Raw genomic sequence first — 13686 nt, 5'->3', positions numbered from 1 at the left:
CCTTGTGAACGGTGAATAACATAAGATATGAGCGCCTAAGGGCACCGTACTACTTTGAAATGGAAAAGAGGCGTGAAAATGAATTCTATTCGTAAGAAAGAACCTATATTTAAAAAGAAGAGATTTAGGTCTGAAGAAAAAAAAGACATGATTTCAGGATATTTATATATAGCGCCTTTCTTCATAATTTTTACACTTATAGGCTTATATCCCGCACTTTTTAGTTTTTACTTAGCTTTCCAGAAATGGAACGGCTTAAGCCCGATGACCTTTAATGGCTTCGGTAATTTCCAACTCGTGTTAACGGATCCATTGTTTTGGAAGTCCGTATACAACACCATTATTATGGGGGTTATGGGCACTGCTCCCCAATTAATTGTCGGTCTTATTTTAGCCTACTTACTGAATATGGCTTTTCTCAAGTTTAAAAGTTTCTTCCGGGTTACGATATTTATGCCTTATTTAACCTCAATGGTTGCCGTAGCCCTGATTTTTAGTGTGTTATTCAGTAATCATGAATCTTCGCTTGCCAATTATGTATTAACCCATTTATTTGGACTTGACCCAATTTCCTGGGCTGCATCTGAATGGGGGACAAAAATTGCGATTTCGATGATGGTATTCTGGAGATGGGTCGGGTACAACACGATTATATATTTAGCAGGAATCCAAAGTATTCCTAATGATTTATATGAAGCAGCGACAGTCGATGGTGCCAATAAGTTTCAACAGCTATGGTATATTACGATTCCGATGATGAAGCCATTTATCATCCTGACCGTATTTACATCAACAGTTGGGGCGATGCAGTTATTCTCTGAGCCAACTGTATTCTTAGGGGCTGATGCCTTTACAAGGGACGAAGCGATGACGATTGTCATGTACCTGTACCGGGATGCCTTTAGATTACAGTCGTTTGGAACAGCTTCCGCAACAGCAATTATTCTGTTGGTCATCATTACGTTATTTGCTGTGATTAATTTACGATTAGTTCAAGGCTTTGGTAGGAAAAAGAGAGGTGTTCAGAAATGAGTAATCAAATCCAAAAGCATCGAAAAAAATTATCCATTGGCAGCATAGTCGTTTACTCGTTTTTATGCATTGCTTCAATCCTTTCTCTTTTTCCTTTTTATTGGATGTTTGTAATGGCGACACGGCCAAGTGCTGCCTATAATACAATACCACCAACACTTACACCAGGAAATATGCTGGTTGAAAATTTTAATAAGGTATTAAATCAAATTGATTTCTTTGGTGGGATGTGGAATTCGTTTGTACTGTGTGTGGTCGTTACGATTGTCGTTCTGTTCATTAGTTCATTAGCAGGCTTTGCTTTTGCGAAGTTTAAATTCCCAGGGAAAAATATCCTTTTTGTCGCAATTCTAGTAACCATGATTATCCCGCCGCAGTTAGGATTAATTCCGCAATACTTTTTAATTTCGAAAGCAGGACTTCTTGATTCTTTACCTGGAGTCATGATTCTATTCTTTTTAAATCCTTTAGGGATATTTTTGATGCGACAATATATTTCAGGCGCGGTTCCGGATGAATTAATAGAAGCTGCGAAATTAGATGGGTGTTCAAACTTCCGAATCTATTGGAGAATTGTCTTGCCTATCATCTTACCAGCATTTGCGACACTTGGAATTATTGTCTTTACTGCGGTTTGGGGAGAATTCCTATGGCAGTTTACGGTTCTAAGAGATCCGGATAGCTATACAATTCAAGTTGCATTGGCACAGTTGAGCAATACGAATAATATCGATTTCGGCATGATTTTATCTGGAGTATTCTGGGCTACCGTTCCATTATTAATCATTTTCTTATTATTTAATCGCTTATTTATTTCTAGTATTACAGAGGGATCTGTAAAATCATGAGTTTTTCCTGCCTGGCTATTGTTTCACTCTATAAATCTTAGTAATCTAACAGTAGGAAAGACATTTAGCAAGGATTAGAGGAGATAATACGATGGGCTTAACGATAAAGGACATTGCACAAATGACAGGGGTTTCACAAGCGACTGTATCAAAAGTAATAAATAATTATAAGGGAATTAGTGAGGAAACAAAGAACAAAGTCATGACAGTTATTAACGAAATGGGTTACGCACCTAATTTTTCCGCTCGCTCACTGGCAACTAAAAAGTCAAATCTCATCGGTCTTATTTATGCTGGTAAGATCAATGTTGACATGACGCATCCATATTTCAATGAAGTTATTTCAACCTTTAAGAAGAATATTGGATTACTAGGTTATGATATTTTAATGTTTTCCAATGAACATTTTTTGCAAGATAAAGGAAGTTATTTAGCCAGATGCAAGCATTTTAACGTAGATGGCTGTTTGATTATTGCTGGTGAGGAAGTAGAGGATGCTACGTTTGAACTTGCGGAAAGTGGTTTCCCTTGTATTGGGATTGATATTGAGTTAAAGGGCCCTAGAGCAAGCTATGTCATGACGGATAATGTGAATTTATCAAGAAAAGTAGTCGAATATTTTTATCTGAGTTCCCTTCGGAAGATCGGATATATTGGTGGGATGCGTGATTCGGTCATTTCTAATTTCAGGTTAAAAGGATTCAAAGATGCGATGAGTCAGTTTGATCTTGATGTAAGAGATGAATGGATTCAATACGGTGACTATCAAGAAGAAAGCGGCTATATCTCCATGAAGCGGATGCTTGAATTGAAGAATTATCCAGAAGCTGTTTTCGCTGCCTCAGACTTAATGGCATTAGGTGCACTAAGGGCTATTAAAGAAGCTGGATTACATGTTCCAGGCGATATCCGGGTTGTGGGATGTGATGACATTGCTGCTTGTCGTTACAGTAACCCTAAACTGACCACAGTTAAACAGGATAAGGAGAAAATCGGTAAATTATCGGCCTATATGTTAAATGATTTAATTGAGGGGAAATCGAAATTAAAGCCTGTGTTTACGGACTCAGAACTCATTGTCAGAGAGTCGTGTGGAACAAACAAAACCTTCTGGTAAATTCACCTTGGTTCATGCTTGATTTTTAAAAAAATAACAACAGGATTTGTATGGGATGTTAGGAGGTTTTTTGGTGAACTATTATGCAGTTTTTGATGTTGGTGGTTCCGCAATAAAATATTCTCTTATGGATGAGGCAGGCCATTTTTTAGAAAAATCTTCTATTCCAACACCGAAAGACGGCATTGAATCTTTTGTAAATACAATTGATTCAGTGGTGAAGGGATTTCAAAAAAGTCACATACTAAGTGGGATCGCCTTAAGTATGCCTGGAGCGGTAGATGTGGAATCTGGATATATTAAAGGATTAACGGCTATTTCCTATATTCATGGTCCAAATATGAAGGAACTGATCCAGGAACGAACAGAACTTCCGGTTGAACTCGAAAATGATGCGAATTGTGCAGGATTAGCAGAAGGCTGGATTGGTGCTGCCAAAGGAATTAATGACTACATTTGTATTGTTATCGGCACTGGGATTGGTGGGGCAGTAGTATTAGATAAAAAGGTTCGTCATGGTAACAGTCTTTTCGGTGGTGAATTCGGTTATATGATTCTTGAAGATTATCTGAACCAGCCATTAGGAGAGAGTTGGAGCTCGCTGGCTGCAACTCGGGGCTTGGTTATGCAGGTTGCAGGGCGCAAAAACATGGACCCAGATACGCTTGATGGCCTAACGGTGTTTAAGATGGCGGATGGGGGCGACCAAGAAGTACAGGATGAAATTGAAAAATTCATTAAACGTTTAGCAGTAGGGATTTATAACTTGCAGTATATTATTGACCCTGAAAAAATATTAATTGGTGGCGCAATTAGTAAACGTGAAGGGTTTGTTGATCAAATTAATGAAAAGCTTAAGGTTATGAAACCGAGTGATGCATGTTTAGATATTCAAGTACACCTATGCCAGTTTGGCAATGACTCCAATTTAATTGGAGCACTGTATCATTTCTTACAAAGAAATCAAAATCTTCAATCCATCGAACAGCGTGAAGCTTTAAGTTGATAAGTAAACGTTAACATGAAGCGAGCAAAATAGATACATAGGAGGGAATAAGATGATACACAAAAAATTAGAACCTTTTCCAAGTAAATTCATGTGGGGATCTGCTTCTGCTGCCTATCAAGTAGAAGGTGCATGGGACGAGGATGGAAAGGGACCTTCCAACTGGGACCAATTTGTTCGGATTCCGGGCAAAACCTTTAAAGGGACAACAGGTGATACAGCAGTCGATCATTACCATCGTTATAAAGAAGATGTTCGCCTTATGGCCGAAATGGGCTTGGAAGCGTATCGATTTTCTGTTGCATGGTCCCGTATTTTTCCTGAGGGGAAAGGTGAAGTAAACGAAAAGGGCATCCAATTCTATAGTGATTTAATTGATGAACTGATTAAAAACAAAATTGAACCGATTTTAACCATTTATCATTGGGATTTGCCACAGGCGCTTCAAGATGAATACGGTGGTTGGGAATCCCGTGAGATTGTCGAGGACTTTACCAATTATTCGGTTACTTTATTCAAGCATTTTGGCGATCGTGTTAAATATTGGGTAAGCTTGAATGAGCAAAATATTTTCACTAGTTTCGGATATAGAACGGCCCTTCATCCTCCGGGAGTAAAGGATGAGAAGCTCTTCTATCAAGTTAACCATCATGCCAATCTCGCAAATGCAAGTGCAATCAAAGAGTTCCGTAAATATGTACCGGATGGAAAGATAGGTCCAAGCTTTGCGTATTCTCCTTCTTATGCAGCATCCTCAAAACCGGAGGATATCCTTTCCGCGGAAAATGCAGAAGAGTTAAATGCGCATTGGTGGCTGGACGTCTATGCATGGGGGATGTATCCTCTGGTTGCTTGGAAATACTTAGAAGGAAAAGGCTTGGCTCCAACATTCGAAAGTGGTGACGCTGCATTATTACAAGAAGCAAAACCCGATTTTATGGGATTGAACTATTACCAAACCACTACTTTTGAGAAGAATCCATTAGACGGTGTATCTGAAGGGAAAATGAATACATCCGGAAAGAAAGGCACGACACAAGATACAGGTGTACCAGGTCTTTATAAAACCGTTCAAAATGAAAATCTCGAAAGAACAAACTGGGATTGGAATATCGATCCAAATGGACTGCGAATCGCCCTGCGCCGCATCACAAATCGATATCAATTACCAATTTTAATCAGTGAAAATGGCTTAGGAGAATATGATAAGCTCGAGGATGGTGATGTCATTAACGATGACTATCGTATTCATTATCTTCACGTACATGTAAAAGCGATACAAGAAGCTATTAGCGATGGAGCAGACATACTCGGCTACTGTACATGGTCGTTCACAGACCTGTTAAGCTGGCTGAATGGCTTCCAAAAACGCTACGGATTTGTCTATGTTAATCAACATGAAGAAGGTAACCATGATCTGCGCCGCATCAAAAAGAAAAGTTATGATTGGTATAAAGAAGTCATTGAGACGAATGGAAGCAAACTGTAATTGGATCTAATAAATACGGGGGCTGGCCTATTGCAACCCTTTAAACTAGGGGGAGCGGGTGGGCAGTCCTTCTGCTTTCTATTGTTATCATTTAAACACAACATATTTTTAATTATGTTGTGTTTTTATTTTATGTGGACGATAAAAGTTAGCATAAATTTTCAAATCCTATTCTTTTATGAACATATTCAACTTTGGACGCCGAAAAGTTTTATTTTATAAATCTGTTGTATTTATCCTATACTAGAATCATACCTTACATTCGATTGTGTAATGATTAACATAGATTGACGGTAATTCAAAGGAGAGTGTCTGGGATGGGGAAAAGAAACAAACATACAACTTTTACAGATTCAACATTCCTAAAAACATTAATCCAGGCATTTGAAATTAAAAGAAATCCCTTGCCATGGAATAAAGCAATTCTTGCTGGTGTCAGTGCCGCGTTTCCCGCATGGATAGGACTAATGCTTGGCGACTTACAATCCGGTCTTGCAGCTGGAATTGGCGGTTTTACATACCTGTATATGTTTAATGAACCGTATGCAGAGCGGGCGAAGAAGTTATTTTTTGTCATGATTGGTCTCTCGCTATCAATCGGTCTAGGAATGCTGCTCGCACCTTACCCCTTTATATTCTCATTGATGACTGGTGTACTTGGTTTTCTGTTTACCTTTTTATTTGGGGCTTTGAAAATTCCAGGACCTGCGGCAATATTCTTTGTGTTAGTCTTCACCATCACATCAGCAATGCCGATTGACCCTTCCCTAGCACCAATGCGATCAGGGCTTACTTTATTAGGTGGTGCTTTCGCGTGGGTTCTTGCAATGAGCGGCTGGTTTATCAATCCCCATGGTCCAGAGAGAAATGCCATCAAGCGTGTGTATATGGAGCTGGGATCTTTAATCGATGTGATAGGGACAGCTGAGTTTAGTAAAGAAAGACAAAGAGCCCTGCAAACGCTAAAAGATACTGGAGATACGTTATCCAGAGCGTATATTTCCTGGCAGAATTCGGCTGAATTTAGAAAACTTCACTATTTATATGAGCAAGCAAATCTAATTTATGCGGAGATTATCGAATTCTATGCAATACCTGATAAAAAGCAACTATCCGCAATTGCCCAAATGCTTCGCACATTGGCGAATAAAATGGACAAACATTCGGGTGAACCAATGCCGTTCATGAATGAAATGGATAAGGAAACCAACCTTCGTTTAGAAAAGATGGTAAATGAAGCAGTGCTTATTTTAAATGGAGACGATGAGCGATTACGATTAGAGGAAGAAATCCGTGTTCCAAGGCGTTCGTTGAAAGAGACCCTAGCAGGAAGCTTTCATAAAAATTCCTTCGTCTTTATTTCTGCGATTCGTTATGGCTTTATCCTGTTTATTGCAGCCCTCATAGCTTTTTCATTTGAATTTGACCGTTCTTATTGGATTGTATTATCATGTGGCGCTGTTATGTTAGGTTCAACTATTATCACAACATTTCACCGTGCCATCCAAAGGTCATTTGGAACCATTGTCGGTGTCCTGATTGCGGCTCTCGTTCTTTCCACCCATCCAGATGGCATCTATATCATTTTGATTATTTGGCTGCTCACTTTCTTGACGGAGCTATTTATCCCAAGGAATTATGCGATTGCCGTAAGTTTCATTACACCAAATGCAATATTCATGGCAGAAAACACGTCCCAGATCTATGATTTACGTTTCTTTGCGACAGCAAGAATTACAGATATTCTAATCGGTTGTGCGATTGGACTTATTGGCATATTCTTTATCGGCAGAAAATCGGCATCCAGCCGTCTTCCGCATTTAATTGCTAAAACAATCCGCAGCCAGATGCAATTGATGGCTTTCATGTTTTCTGGAACGAGGGACGATGTGGATATTACGAGCAGTAGTGAAACAAAGAAAATGCACACCAACTTGAAGAATTTAAGTCTTGTTTATCGTACAGCTTTAGGAGAAATCCCACGTAATCAAAAAGCTTTAGAGCAATTATGGTCTGTTATTTTCTCGATTGAGCAGTTAGGCTTTTTATTAGAAGCTGCATCAAGAAAGCAAGATCTACCCATTCTTAAAGATGATGATTTAGCACAGCTGATGCTTGTTTTTGAAATGATGGCGAAATCAGCGAAACAAATGGAGTCTCCAGAGACTCGGCGTATTCCGGAGATTCCAGGCTTTCCGCAGATTCAGAAGGAGATTGGGGATTTGCAGGTGGCGATGCAGGTTGGAAGTGGTTTGGCGTAGAGATACTCTATTTAATTAGTCGAACGCGACAAATTCTGCCTTTGACTCTAAACCGTTTATATCAGAAATTGTCGCGTACCTTGCTGTAAAGGAATAGATCATGAAACAGTGACAGTAATTTCCCATCATAGGTTAATATACGGTTAAATATCTATCCTATTAGAAACGAGCCTATTTGAGCTTTTCATTTCATTGCTGCTAACCGGCATTTCCCCATCATTTCTGATTAGTGTGGAGAAAGAATCCGAATATCCTGTTGACTATATTGCTCCACGATATCAGATGGAAGTGAGCTATCCGTAACAATTAGATCAATATCCTTTAGTGGACATACATTGATGTAAGAAGATGTCTCAAACTTTGATGCATCCGCAACAACTACTTTATGCTTTGAGCGTGAGATAATGGATTGAATAACGCCTACTTCGTGCATTCTGAAATCTGTTAAACCATGTTCAAGCGATAATCCGTTTACCGTAATAAAAGCAATATCAATATTAAAATTAGAAAGGATTTCTTCGCATTGTTTCCCATATAACGTGTATTCCTCTGGATTAAAAAAGCCGCCCGTGAGGATAACGTTGAAGTTTTTATTTTCCCCAAGAATAGATAAAATCCGAAGATCGTTTGTAATAATCGTTAATCGCTTAAATTTGTTAACAAGTACCTTCGCAATTTCAATCGTCGTTGTCCCGCCGTTTAGAGCAATTGCCTGTCCTTCTTCAATTAATTCAATCGCTACGAAAGCAGCTTCTTGTTTCTTTTCTCGATTTTTGACTTCTCTTTCATTAAAAAGCCTGTTTAGTGCATTATCACTTTTTTGAGTTAATACAGCCCCGCCATGTACTCGTTTTACGACTCCTTTTTTCTCAAGAACCTCTAGATCCCTTCGTACCGTATCAATAGAGATATCTAATAAAGTAGCAAGCTCTGAAGCTTTTACAGCTTTTTGCTGCTTTAAAAAGGATTCAATCATTTGATGTCTTTGCTCCTGTAACATCATCCAGCTCTCCCATCTGCCTCTATATTTCATGTATGTAAATCATAACATACATTATAAAAAAGCAAAATAATGCAAATAAGGGCATTTTGTAAAGTAAAAACTGCGCGTATTCTTTGTAAAAAGCGTTAATGTTATGTAAATAAACTGTAAAAGCACTTGAAAAACAGCAAAATACCGATTAATCTTGCATTGTACCGCAAAGAAAAATACCAACAAAGAGAGGAAATAGCATAATGGGAAACTATTACAATCCTGTCAACATTAAAATAGATACTATAGATGTCATTGAAGAGGTGCTCCATACCATCAAACCTCAAATCAGCAAGATTGTCCTTTTACATCGAGGAGGCGACTTATCAGAAATTGCCGCTGGACGTAATCTCTATAAATACCTTGAGAATTATGAAGTAAAACAGATAGAAGTGAACATATCCAATCCGGATGTGGAAGACTTGTTTCATTACTATAAGCAAATTGAGAACGTTGAATATCAGTGCATCGTAGGAATTGGAGGAGGCAGTGTTCTTGATCTTTCGAAATCATTGGCTGCTTTAAAGGATATGAAAATAGAGTCTGTCTCTGCATTACGTACCATGATTGAACAAAAGCAATATGCAGAAAATCAAAGCGTCGTACCATGGATTGGCATTCCTACAACCTCAGGTACGGGTTCTGAGGTTACGTGCTGGGCAACGATTTGGGATCGTGCTAACGGAGTGAAAATGTCAGTTGATAGTGAACACTTATATGCTTATGCAGCGATCATTGATCCAAAACTAACTGTAACATTACCAAAAGGATTAACGGCTTCAACTGCTTTAGATGCTTTATGTCATGCAACAGAGGCTTATTGGTCAAAAAGCTCCAATGAAATTTCAAGAATCTATGCATTAGAAGCGATCAATCGTATTGTTGACAACTTTGAAAAGGTAATAAATCAGCCCGATGAATTTACATATAGAAATGAAATGGCTTTGGGCAGCTTGTACGCAGGACTAGCATTTAGTAACACTAGGACGACTGCATGTCATTCGATATCCTATCCTCTGACACTGGAACTTGGAATGGTTCATGGAATAGCAGCAAGCATTACATTGGCTAAAGTGATGAAAATCAATTTTGACTCGATTATTGAAAACGATAAGTTGCTCCAGGCATTTGGGGTAGGAAGCTGCAGTGAAGTTCAAGGTCTTATCGAGCATTTCCATCAGCTAGCAGATTCTTCAAGCAAGCTCAGGGATTACAATGCGAATGAAGAAATAATCGAGAAAGTTGCCGCAAACGCCTTTACAAAGGGGCGAATGGATAATAACCCAGTTGCTTTAACGCAGGAAGATGTCAAAAACATATTACGATCTATTTATTAAGGATAAGGAGTGTAAAATATGAAAACGAAATTTTTATTGATAATGCTCTTCGTGTTCACAGCTTTGTTAACGGCTTGTGGTGGCGGTAACAGCAGTACTGCGTCAGTAGATGATGTGATTAAAATTGTTTGGTATCCGAACGAGTCTGGTAATGATTTGAAATCATCTCGTGATGAAATTGGAAGACTTATTTCAGAGGCTACAGGTAAAGAGGTAGAACATCAATTAACGACGGACTACTCGATTGCGATTGAAACGTTAGTCAACAACAATGCAGACCTTGCATTCATGGGTTCACAAGGATATGTAGAAGCAAATAACAGAAATGATGCAGTTCAAACGCTAGCCGTAAAATCGGGTGAATCCGGAACATTGGATGATGCGAAATACTACAGCTGGTTAGCGGTAAATGTGGACGAGCAAGACAAGTTTAAAGAAAACGGGGAATTCTCCCTTGATACGATTGCAGATACAAGATTTTCATTCGTATCAAATAGTTCAACATCCGGGTTTAAAGTTCCATCATCCAGTATTATTGAACATTTCTCGCAACAAGAAGCATATGCAGATTTAACGGAAGAGGATTTAATGGGAAGCGGGCCATTGTTTTCCCAAGTATTATTTGGCAACTCTCACCAAGGTTCCGCAGTTAATTTATTAACGGGTAATGCAGATGTTGCGGCATTCTGTGATACATGTGTGGAAGAGTATGTGGAGCTTTCTGAAGGAGAGGAAAATACAGTTGGAGCTGTTTATCGCGTGAAAGAAAATGCAGCGGAACCCTTCAATTCAGTTACAGGCAAAGAATTTGCATTAATGAGCTCTGACCCAGTATTAAATGAACCATTTGTTGTGAATATGGATGTCATCGGACAAGCGGATTTTGATAAAATTCAAGAGCTCTTAACTTCAGATGAAGTAGCAAATAATGAGAAAATCTTTGCACCTGAGGATTCAGAACAGAGCGCTTTATTCTCTAAAAGTGATAAAGAAAGACTGTTGCCAGTGGAAGATGAATGGTATGATCCAATTCGCGAAATTTCGAAATAATAGTAGAGGGAAACGAAACCAGGAAGCGTGTACTTACGATGCGTAATCTTACTTAATAAGCTCTAAAAAGGAGTCAATACACATGTCATTGTTAAAAGTAGAAGGATTAGGAAAATCATATACAGCCGACAAACAAATATTAAAGAATATTCATTTTGAAATCAAAGCAGGAGAGCTAGTTTCTATCATAGGTCCGTCTGGTGCTGGTAAATCTACCATGCTGCGTTGTATTAATCGAATGGTTGAATTTAATGAAGGAAAGATTATGTTTAACAATCATGATGTTGGAAGTTTAAATAAAAAAGAATTACGCAATTTACGAGCGAATATTGGGATGGTGTTTCAGCACTATAATCTCGTGCCTCGTTTGACAGTGATTGAGAATGTACTGCATGGCCGATTTGGTTATAAAACAACACTGCAGGGACTGTTAGGAAGATACACAGAAGAAGAAAAAGAACGTGCCTTTTACCTGTTGGAAAAGTTGGGAATTCATGAACATGCATATAAGCGATGTGACCAATTAAGTGGTGGTCAGCAGCAACGTGTAGGGATATGCAGAGCGCTTATTCAAGAACCAAAACTTATCCTGTGTGATGAACCGATTGCTTCACTGGATCCGAATTCTTCTAAGGTTATCATGGATCTTTTAAAATCAATCAGTACGGAAATGGGCATTACGTGTTTAGTGAATTTACATCAAGTGGATGTGGCGCAGCATTATTCAGACCGAATCATTGGTTTAAATAAAGGTGAAATTGTATTTACTGGAACAAGTCATGAACTTTATGAAGAGCAAATTAACAAAATTTACGGATCCAAAACGGAAGATTTAATAACAGCGTAAGGAGAGATGACTGTGAATGAAAAAAAGATGCGAAAAAACAGATGGCAGACAGTAATTTTTCTTCTCATCATCATCGTTCTAACCTATTTATCAGCAGCTATTACATCATTTAACTTTGTAGATGGGTTAGCAACAATCCCTAAAGCTATCGGCTGGATGTTTTCGAATCTAATGGTGACCCAGGAAACGCTCGATAAATTGCCAACCATTCTGGAAAAGCTAGCTGAAACCACATTTATGTCGATAGCGGCAACAACGATAGCAGCTGTTGTCTCTCTCTTCTTAGGGGTATTCGGTTCAAAAGTGACAAAAGTAAATAATTTTTTAAGTGTATTTGCCCGTTTTATTGCATCCATATCAAGAAATATCCCAGTTGTTGCATGGGCGTTGGTTTTGCTTATTTCCTTTGGGCAAAATTCCGTAACAGGCTTTCTCGCTCTCTTTGTTGGGACAGTAGGGTTTTTAACAAGGGCATTTATTGAATCGATTGATGAAGCGAGCCAAAGTTCTGTTGAAGCATTGACTGCAACAGGGTCTACCTATTTCCAAATTGTAGGGAAGGCTGTTATTCCGCAAAGTTTGCCACAGATGATCAGCTGGGTGTTATTTATGGTAGAAACCAATATTCGAAATGCTACATTGGTGGGGATCTTAACAGGGACAGGAATCGGATATACCTTTGATATGTATTATAAGATGTTAAATTATAATGCCGTAGCGCTTGTGACATTATGTATTGTCATTACCGTTATTATTGTCGACCTTATTTCAAATTATGTGCGGAAGGTGATTCTATAATGGAAGCAACCTATATAAAGCGAAAGAAAGACGGCCGTATTCATATAAAATCGGGTAATAAAGGTGAGCGAGTCCTAAGGAGCACATTAGTTGTTCTAACCCTTTTGACATTCATTGCCTTTCTATTCTTTAACTATGCAGGACTGGAATTAGGCTCAGCGATTACGGAAACAGCGTATAACTTGAAAGTGATGTTTCTTGAGCCGGCATTAAGTCATTTCAGTTTAAGTGAAGCCATCTATCAAGTTGGGATAACGCTTAGTCTAGCATTCTTAGCTACGATTATTGGCGCCATTATTGCCTTTTTCCTTTCTTTAATGGCTGCAACAAATCTAGCACCTGTCTGGTTAACTAGAATTATTCGCGTATTTGTTGCATTTATTCGGGCAGTTCCAACGGTATTATGGGTGTTGATCTTTGCGATTGCCGCAGGGCTGGGAAGTGAAGCGGCGGTTCTTGGTATGTTATTTCATTCGATTGCATATTTAGTTAAAGCATTTTCGGAAGCATTTGAAGAAGTTGATAAGGGAATCTTGGGAGCGGTACGGTCAACTGGTGGGAACTGGTGGCATGTCGTAAAAAGCGGTGTCTTACCGTCTACCTTTACCTATTTATTATCATGGGTGTTCTTGCGGTTTGAAATCAACTTTGGTGTAGCTGTGGCAATGGGAGCGGCAGCTGGAGCAGGCGGAATTGGATTTGATTTATTTATGGCTTCCAGCTTCTACTTTGATATGCGGGAGGTTGGCTTTATTACCTACGCCATTCTCATTGTTGCCATTCTATTAGAGGTAGTTTCAACTCGTTTGAAAAAACGTTTCTTTCCAGCAACTTCTGATTAAGTGATAAATGAAGGAGGATACAGAAA

At 38.8% G+C, this 13686-nt stretch carries 12 protein-coding genes; 11 read left to right on the top strand and 1 reads right to left on the bottom strand.

Features of this window, described 5'->3' with window-relative positions; translation table 11 throughout:
- Positions 1-78 precede the first annotated feature (78 nt).
- The 6 genes from MHH64_RS01930 to MHH64_RS01905 all read left to right on the top strand — a co-directional run bounded on the left by MHH64_RS01930 (position 79) and on the right by MHH64_RS01905 (position 7753).
- Entirely contained in the window at positions 79-1032 is a 954-nt protein-coding gene (locus tag MHH64_RS01930; protein WP_340002590.1) for a sugar ABC transporter permease, read from the top strand.
- Positions 1029-1880 carry a carbohydrate ABC transporter permease gene (locus MHH64_RS01925; RefSeq protein ID WP_340002589.1) on the top strand — a complete coding sequence of 284 codons (852 nt, stop codon included), beginning with the start codon at positions 1029-1031 and terminating at the stop codon, positions 1878-1880. The genes MHH64_RS01930 and MHH64_RS01925 overlap by 4 nt, the downstream gene beginning before the upstream one ends.
- Positions 1881-1971: 91 nt before the next feature.
- Complete coding sequence (locus MHH64_RS01920) at positions 1972-2997, top strand: LacI family DNA-binding transcriptional regulator (RefSeq protein ID WP_251659830.1); 1026 nt, start codon at positions 1972-1974, stop codon at positions 2995-2997.
- Positions 2998-3070: 73 nt separating this feature from the next.
- Positions 3071-4003 carry an ROK family protein gene (locus tag MHH64_RS01915; protein WP_340002588.1) on the top strand — a complete coding sequence of 311 codons (933 nt, stop codon included), beginning with the start codon at positions 3071-3073 and terminating at the stop codon, positions 4001-4003.
- A 52-nt stretch (positions 4004-4055) separates the two neighbouring features.
- The gene (locus MHH64_RS01910; protein ID WP_340002587.1) at positions 4056-5492 is read left to right on the top strand and encodes a glycoside hydrolase family 1 protein; all 1437 of its coding nucleotides are present in this window, start codon (positions 4056-4058) and stop codon (positions 5490-5492) included.
- A 317-nt stretch (positions 5493-5809) separates the two neighbouring features.
- A complete protein-coding gene (locus tag MHH64_RS01905) occupies positions 5810-7753 on the top strand; it encodes an FUSC family protein (RefSeq protein ID WP_340002586.1) in 1944 nt (647 codons plus the stop codon).
- A gap of 226 nt (positions 7754-7979) precedes the next feature.
- Here MHH64_RS01905 and MHH64_RS01900 read toward each other — a convergent pair whose 3' ends face one another.
- Positions 7980-8753 (bottom strand): DeoR/GlpR family DNA-binding transcription regulator, encoded by a 774-nt coding sequence (locus MHH64_RS01900; RefSeq protein WP_303447084.1) that lies wholly within the window; start codon positions 8751-8753, stop codon positions 7980-7982.
- A 236-nt stretch (positions 8754-8989) separates the two neighbouring features.
- Here MHH64_RS01900 and MHH64_RS01895 point away from each other — a divergent pair, with 236 nt between their 5' ends.
- From MHH64_RS01895 to MHH64_RS01875, 5 genes are all read left to right on the top strand, one after another.
- Positions 8990-10123: a phosphonoacetaldehyde reductase gene (locus MHH64_RS01895; RefSeq protein WP_340002585.1), complete on the top strand. Its 1134-nt coding sequence runs from the start codon at positions 8990-8992 to the stop codon at positions 10121-10123.
- 18 nt (positions 10124-10141) lie between these two features.
- Positions 10142-11173, top strand: a complete 1032-nt coding sequence (locus tag MHH64_RS01890) for a PhnD/SsuA/transferrin family substrate-binding protein (RefSeq protein WP_340002584.1) — start codon at positions 10142-10144, stop codon at positions 11171-11173.
- An 82-nt stretch (positions 11174-11255) separates the two neighbouring features.
- Entirely contained in the window at positions 11256-12020 is a 765-nt protein-coding gene (gene phnC / locus MHH64_RS01885) for a phosphonate ABC transporter ATP-binding protein (RefSeq protein ID WP_340002583.1), read from the top strand.
- A 12-nt stretch (positions 12021-12032) separates the two neighbouring features.
- Positions 12033-12818 (top strand): phosphonate ABC transporter, permease protein PhnE, encoded by a 786-nt coding sequence (gene phnE, locus MHH64_RS01880; protein WP_340002582.1) that lies wholly within the window; start codon positions 12033-12035, stop codon positions 12816-12818.
- Positions 12818-13660, top strand: coding sequence for an ABC transporter permease subunit (locus MHH64_RS01875; RefSeq protein WP_340002581.1), 843 nt, complete (start codon positions 12818-12820; stop codon positions 13658-13660). Before phnE ends, MHH64_RS01875 begins: the two co-directional genes overlap by 1 nt.
- Positions 13661-13686: the final 26 nt, after the last annotated feature.

This window comes from Oceanobacillus sp. FSL K6-0127 (assembly GCF_037983385.1).
GTDB classification, from domain to species: domain Bacteria; phylum Bacillota; class Bacilli; order Bacillales; family Amphibacillaceae; genus Oceanobacillus; species Oceanobacillus profundus.
Note: the sequence above shows the minus strand (reverse complement) of the source record. Positions and strands in the feature narration are given on the sequence as shown.

Excerpts from the sequence above, each read along its gene's own strand:
- MHH64_RS01930 (WP_340002590.1), top strand. The coding sequence starts at position 79 with ATGAATTCTATTCGTAAGAAAGAACCTATATTTAAAAAGAAGAGATTT.
- MHH64_RS01925 (WP_340002589.1), top strand. The coding sequence starts at position 1,029 with ATGAGTAATCAAATCCAAAAGCATCGAAAAAAATTATCCATTGGCAGC.
- MHH64_RS01920 (WP_251659830.1), top strand. The coding sequence starts at position 1,972 with ATGGGCTTAACGATAAAGGACATTGCACAAATGACAGGGGTTTCACAA.
- MHH64_RS01910 (WP_340002587.1), top strand. The coding sequence starts at position 4,056 with ATGATACACAAAAAATTAGAACCTTTTCCAAGTAAATTCATGTGGGGA.
- MHH64_RS01905 (WP_340002586.1), top strand. The coding sequence starts at position 5,810 with ATGGGGAAAAGAAACAAACATACAACTTTTACAGATTCAACATTCCTA.
- MHH64_RS01900 (WP_303447084.1), bottom strand. The coding sequence starts at position 8,753 with ATGTTACAGGAGCAAAGACATCAAATGATTGAATCCTTTTTAAAGCAG.
- MHH64_RS01895 (WP_340002585.1), top strand. The coding sequence starts at position 8,990 with ATGGGAAACTATTACAATCCTGTCAACATTAAAATAGATACTATAGAT.
- MHH64_RS01890 (WP_340002584.1), top strand. The coding sequence starts at position 10,142 with ATGAAAACGAAATTTTTATTGATAATGCTCTTCGTGTTCACAGCTTTG.
- phnC (WP_340002583.1), top strand. The coding sequence starts at position 11,256 with ATGTCATTGTTAAAAGTAGAAGGATTAGGAAAATCATATACAGCCGAC.
- MHH64_RS01875 (WP_340002581.1), top strand. The coding sequence starts at position 12,818 with ATGGAAGCAACCTATATAAAGCGAAAGAAAGACGGCCGTATTCATATA.